A 5,627-nucleotide genomic window follows, 5' to 3' on the forward strand; every position below is an offset into this window, starting at 1 on the left:
ATACAAATATATAAATCACTACTAATTTAGTAGTCTTATTTTTTTGTAAGATTTCTTTGATAAAACTCCACCACTAAATCAATTTCTTATTGTCCGCTAAACACTTTCAACATTTTATTTAAGGCTCCTTCCGAATGCATACGTTCACCATTTTCTAGTGATTGCTTTGTTGCTGCAGATGCTCTTTTGCGCATACTTGCTTCATATGAGGAAATGGCTTCCTGTAAAGATTTGTATTGGTCAGACGTTAAACATTCGGTCAATTCCAAGGCATCAAACATAGATGTGTTTGCCCCTTCTCCCGCAAAGGGAGGCATAACATGCGCGGCATCACCAAGTAACGTTAAATTGGACAAAGATTCCCAGACTTGATCTAAAGGCATGTAATAAATTGGACGCGGAACAACGGGCGTTGTCGAATTTTCAACCAATTCGTACCAAATATTGCTCCATTCCGCATATTCTTCTTTGAACCATGTCAATACTTGTGTTTTATCAGAAAAGTCCAAACCACTGTTTTCTATCCAATCTTCTTCTGGTTTAAAGCTTGCATAAAAACCTAAACCGCCAGTACCCTTTTGGCCTCCCAACAAGCACTTTCCTTGCCCAAATGCCATTATTTTCCCGCCATTTAACAATGCATAAATATGAGGGATTACTTTCGCTGCATCGTCAACATTGACCTCAACCATGGTAACACCTGAATAAAGAGCTTTGATCTTGGTAACGTACGGGCGGATTTTAGAATTGGCACCATCAGCAGCAATAACAACATCTGCGTAAACAGATAAACCCTTTTTAAAATGTAACAGCCAACCCTCATCTTGCCTTTCCATAGAAACAAAATGACTGTCCCAAACAACCGTTCCAGGTTCTAAAGACTCTAAAAATATTTTCCTTAACACACCTCGGTCTATTTCGGGACGGGCATGTCCATTGCTGGGATTTTTACCGGGTTTGGTTTCATGGTCACTAAAAATGATTTCCGCGTGCTCATTTACAATGATCTTTTTATCTGCGCCCAGACGAATATTTTTTTTAAACTCATCTAATAAATTTGCTTTGCATAAAGCTGCATATCCGGATTCTTCATGCATATCAAGTGGGGAACCCTGCACTCGGGCATCTTTATTTAGATCTCTTTCATACACTTTAACATTTGCACCTTTAAGTTGTAAAAGTCTTGCTAAGGTTAATCCACCCGGACCACCACCTACAACGGCAATTTTTTTGTCTTTCAGTAACATGACGTTTTATTGTTTAATTACGATCAAAATTAATGAGTATCTTAGAGATAAAATAACTGCATCAGCCACAAAAACAGTCGTAAAAGACCATTTATGAAAGCAGAAAAACAGCATACGGAACCGAATATATTAAAAACGATTGCCCATTTATTAGGAACAGAGATAAAAAACAGAAGGCTCGAAATCCCTGAAAAATATGGTAAAGGTTATTGTAACGGATTTATTTTTAGTGAAAACATCCGAATGCTCATTCTCAATTACGAGCTTAACGAGGATTTAATTGTTAAAAATCCCGATATCAATGCTCCTGGAACAATGATCCTGTTTAAATTTCAACATATTTTCCCAAAAACAAACCTCACATTACCAGAAAATCGATTGAGGCCAATACCTTCAGTTTTAATTACAACCAGTACTATGAATACTGACCTTGTTATTCCCATCGATACTAATGCTGCGTCTATTAATATTGAAGTAGACGCAAATTATTTGAAGGGACTATTTGATTTATCAGAAAAATCACCTGTTTTGCAAGGCCTTCTACAGAACACACAGCCCCTGTTATTTGAACAAATCATCTATCCTTCTTTACAGAAAATTGTAAATGAAATTGTCTCTGAACCAGTCGATGCAACCTTTGAACTATTTTTTTTGAGAGTAAAAGCAGAAGAACTGATTTGCAAACTTTTAATTGAATTGGAAAAACGCAGTGAAAAACATCTTTATGATTTAAATATCCACGACATACAAATCATTTACAAAGTGAAAGAACAAATGCTCCAGCATCTGGAAACGCCACCAGTTATAAAAGAGCTGGCGGAGTTTGCCACTATGAGTCCATCTAAACTGAAACGATTATTCAAACAAGTATTCGGCAACAGCATTTTCAACTATTATCAGGAATTCAGGATGAAAGAAGCCGCTCTTTTGTTGAAGGAGGAAAAGTTATCTGTTTCAGATGTGGGTTATCAAATGGGGTTTACCAATTTAAGCCATTTTTCAAGAGTCTTTAAGGAACATATTGGCATGAAGCCCAAACAATATAGCCAATCGTAAAGCTACCCACAAAGAAGGGTTACTAAACTTTCTTTCGGGTATTAATTACAGACGCCAACAAAACGAAGTATGTCATTAAATATCAAACCGTTAACCACTTTTCCCTTTCTTGTTTGCTTATCTCTGCTACTTTTAAATGACCTTTATCTCAAAATAATTTTACACAACTCACTAACTGGTAAGCTCTCAGACGTTTGTGGATTGTTTATATTCCCTATATTTTGGTCCGTCCTGTTTCCAAAACAAAAATTCGTAGTCTATCTGTCAAGCTGCTTATTTTTTATTTACTGGAAAAGCAGCTATTCCGAACCGTTCATCAACCTGTTTAGTCATTATATTTTTCCTATCCAAAGAACAACAGACCTTACAGATCTCTTCGCTCTTTTAGTCTTGCCATTAAGCTGGTATCTCCATGCCATTCCTCAAAAAAAAACCTATTTAAATGCACCTCTTGCCGGATTGCTTACACTTTTTTCATTCTGTGCCACATCTGTACCAAGGCATCTGCTGCGTTTCGAACAACCACAATATGTACTTTTTAACTCAACGGACCATTTAATTGACAGCAACTTCGTAGACCAGGGTTTTAAGTTTTATCCATTTGATCACCTGCTTGCCGTTGAGGTAGATTATATAGAACTGAATGGAGAACCTGTAAAAGATGATGATTTTAACAAGAACCTATTTTTGAAGGATTTGGACCAAACAGTTTTAAAAGAGCTGCCAGGCCAATCTAAAATTATCCCACCCGATCAAATCAACAAACTAAAAATTCATACCAATAAATACGAAGATAATGTAGCATTCAAAGGAAGCCGTTTGCATGGTAAATTTTCAAGAAAAGATAAGGGTCAAATCCTGATTGATGGTCAATTCAAAGATGGCATAGCAGATTCTGTATGGACTTTTACTGATCCATCTCTAAATACCTCCATCAAAAGGACTTTCAAAAATGGTGAAACCACTCTTATCGAAGACTTTAAATTTTCGAAATTAGCATCTTCTAAAAGTATAAATACCAGACAGCAAACCAGAATATTTAAAAGTCTTCAACTAGTACTCCTACTCTTGTTTTGCACTGCAATAATAATACAACTGAGAAAAAACTATAAAACGAGCGCTCCTCTTTCGTCAGATATTAAAATCTTATATAAGTCCTTACTATCTATTTCATTGCCCTTTTTAACATGGCTGATACAATTGATCATTTGTGCAGTAATCCCCGACTACTATTCCGACTTTTTTGAAGAAATCTCTTACCTCCTTTTAATCTATGCAATAGGCACACCTGTTTTTATTGTTATTCTGTTCGGGGTTAAGCCCAGAAAGCGCACCGATGTTTTGTGGTATTGCTTACTATTTAGCTTATTATTTGTGCTTTGGCGTGAAACAATTACCCTGAGCTTATTACTGGAGAATTAGGACAACTATGTTCACGAACAAAACTTTCTATTTCTGAACCGAGATCAATAGCATCATTGGTCTGCGGAGTTCTTCTTTCATTTCCGGAACTTCCTTCAACATTGTCTCACTCGGTACTGGTTCTTTAATTTCCATAACTTTGAATCCCTCTTTTAAAAGCACATTCAAGTAAGTGGAGAGTGTTCTATGATATTTTAGCACCTTTTCTCCCAAGAATTCAGTCTGTCTTTTTCCTTCATTAAAATAATCATCCACAGGCCAGTAAAGTTTTTCACCAGCTTCATTATAGGCCCAGTCCTGCTTTCCTTCTGCAGTAAAAATCGGATGTTCCACAGAGAACACCAGGTAACCTCCTGGTTTAAGGAATTGATAAATATTTTGAATAAGTTTTTCAAACGACTGTATATAATGAAAGGTCAGCGAACTAAATACAACGTCAAATGTATCCGGTGGATAAACAACATCTTCAAGCGCTACATTATCGTATTTAATTCCATCCAGGCTATTAATTTGCTTTGCCTTTTCAAGCATCTTTTCAGAAATATCTAGTCCTATCACAGATTTTGCTCCATTTTCAATCGCATATTTACAATGCCACCCAAATCCACATCCCAAATCAAGCACATCCTTTCCATTAAGATCAGGAAGCATTGTTTTCAAAACGTACCACTCTCCTGCACCTTCAAGGCCCTTTTGCGAACGGTTCATCTTTCCATACTGCTCAAAAAAGGCCGGATCATCATATTTATTCTCTTTCATTAGGTTATATTTAACATCTGTTCCTCAAAAATAAGTTACTTTAAAACAAAAATACTCATTACTCCTTTGTGATCACTAGGCCAGGTTCCAGAAGGCGGAATAAAAATATCCGAACTAGTTTCTTCCACCCGTTCATTTTTTACAATAGATATTGACGGACCAACCACATAACTATTTTCAAGTTTCAGCTGTTTATTTGGATAGTAGTAAATAAAATCGATCCTTTCCCTTTCATCTGCGTCAGGAGCCCAGGCCAGTTTTTTAACAGCAACATCCTTATTACTTGCAGGAAAAGTAAATCCTGGATATTTTAAAGGATTTGGATACTTTATCCGATAACTATCTTTAAACCCATTTTTATAAAGCGCCAGTGAATTCTGCCAGGGTATAATCAGTCCGTTATGATCAAATTTATCTTTGGTAGCCGCTGTCCAGTCCAGATGAGAAGCTTCATTGAAATCACCCCCCAAAAATATCAGCCGGCCTTTCTCAATGTCCTTCTTCGCTTCTTCAATAAAAGATCGGATGGCTTCATCTCGAGACGAAGTCAGATTATCTGCCAGGATGGTCTGGATGTCCGTAACAGGTTTATCCAATTTCTCCCAGGTACTTCCACTATAACCACGGGGAAGATAAACCGCATAATTCAGATAATCAAGGTGGGCTGAATATACAGCAATCTCCTTTTCCTTAATTTTTGTTACCAATTTATAGATTTCTCCCTTGCCTCCAAATACCAGTGAACTGTCCGTTATCGGATAAGCAGATAATATTCCTGCGCCATTGCTGTAAAAAGAATAATACGTTTTCCCTTTAAGCTTTAAATCATTAATAAGCCGGCTGGTAAAATTGGTATTTTTATAATTCCGAACCTCACTTAAAGTAACCAGATCGGGTTCCAAAGCGCTTATTTCATCAACAATACCATTATAACCGCCTGTTAACTGTGTGCCTTCCTGCCAGATATTCAGTTGAAGAACTTTTATTTTTTTATCCTGACCAAAAGAAGGATTCAATAATCCCGAAAGGATAATCACTAAAAAACTGATTTTTATAGATTTGATCATATTAAACTAAATTAAAAACTTAATAAACCGCGGCCTGTTCTACCCAGACACCCGGTATTTTTAGAGCGTATTATAA

Annotated in this window: 5 protein-coding genes; 2 read left to right on the forward strand and 3 right to left on the reverse strand. The window is 36.6% G+C overall.

Annotated features, from left to right (window positions below):
• Positions 1-86: 86 nt before the first annotated feature.
• The gene (locus DBR11_RS19620) at positions 87-1,247 is read right to left on the reverse strand and encodes an NAD(P)/FAD-dependent oxidoreductase (RefSeq protein ID WP_108554322.1); all 1,161 of its coding nucleotides are present in this window, start codon (positions 1,245-1,247) and stop codon (positions 87-89) included.
• A 93-nt stretch (positions 1,248-1,340) separates the two neighbouring features.
• On the opposite strand from DBR11_RS19620, the gene DBR11_RS19625 reads away from it, so the two are divergent.
• Positions 1,341-2,303, forward strand: coding sequence for a helix-turn-helix transcriptional regulator (locus DBR11_RS19625; RefSeq protein WP_108554323.1), 963 nt, complete (start codon positions 1,341-1,343; stop codon positions 2,301-2,303).
• Between the two features lie 390 nt (positions 2,304-2,693).
• On the forward strand, positions 2,694-3,725 hold the full coding sequence (locus DBR11_RS30260) for a hypothetical protein (RefSeq protein WP_233260835.1): 1,032 nt from the start codon (positions 2,694-2,696) through the stop codon (positions 3,723-3,725).
• Between the two features lie 27 nt (positions 3,726-3,752).
• Here the strand turns inward: DBR11_RS30260 and DBR11_RS19635 are convergent, their stop codons facing one another.
• Positions 3,753-4,484: a bifunctional 2-polyprenyl-6-hydroxyphenol methylase/3-demethylubiquinol 3-O-methyltransferase UbiG gene (locus tag DBR11_RS19635; RefSeq protein WP_108554324.1), complete on the reverse strand. Its 732-nt coding sequence runs from the start codon at positions 4,482-4,484 to the stop codon at positions 3,753-3,755.
• Positions 4,485-4,519: 35 nt separating this feature from the next.
• Positions 4,520-5,551, reverse strand: coding sequence for an endonuclease/exonuclease/phosphatase family protein (locus DBR11_RS19640; protein WP_108554325.1), 1,032 nt, complete (start codon positions 5,549-5,551; stop codon positions 4,520-4,522).
• Positions 5,552-5,627 lie beyond the last annotated feature (76 nt).

It is taken from the genome of Pedobacter sp. HMWF019, assembly GCF_003061025.1.
Lineage (GTDB): Bacteria > Bacteroidota > Bacteroidia > Sphingobacteriales > Sphingobacteriaceae > Pedobacter.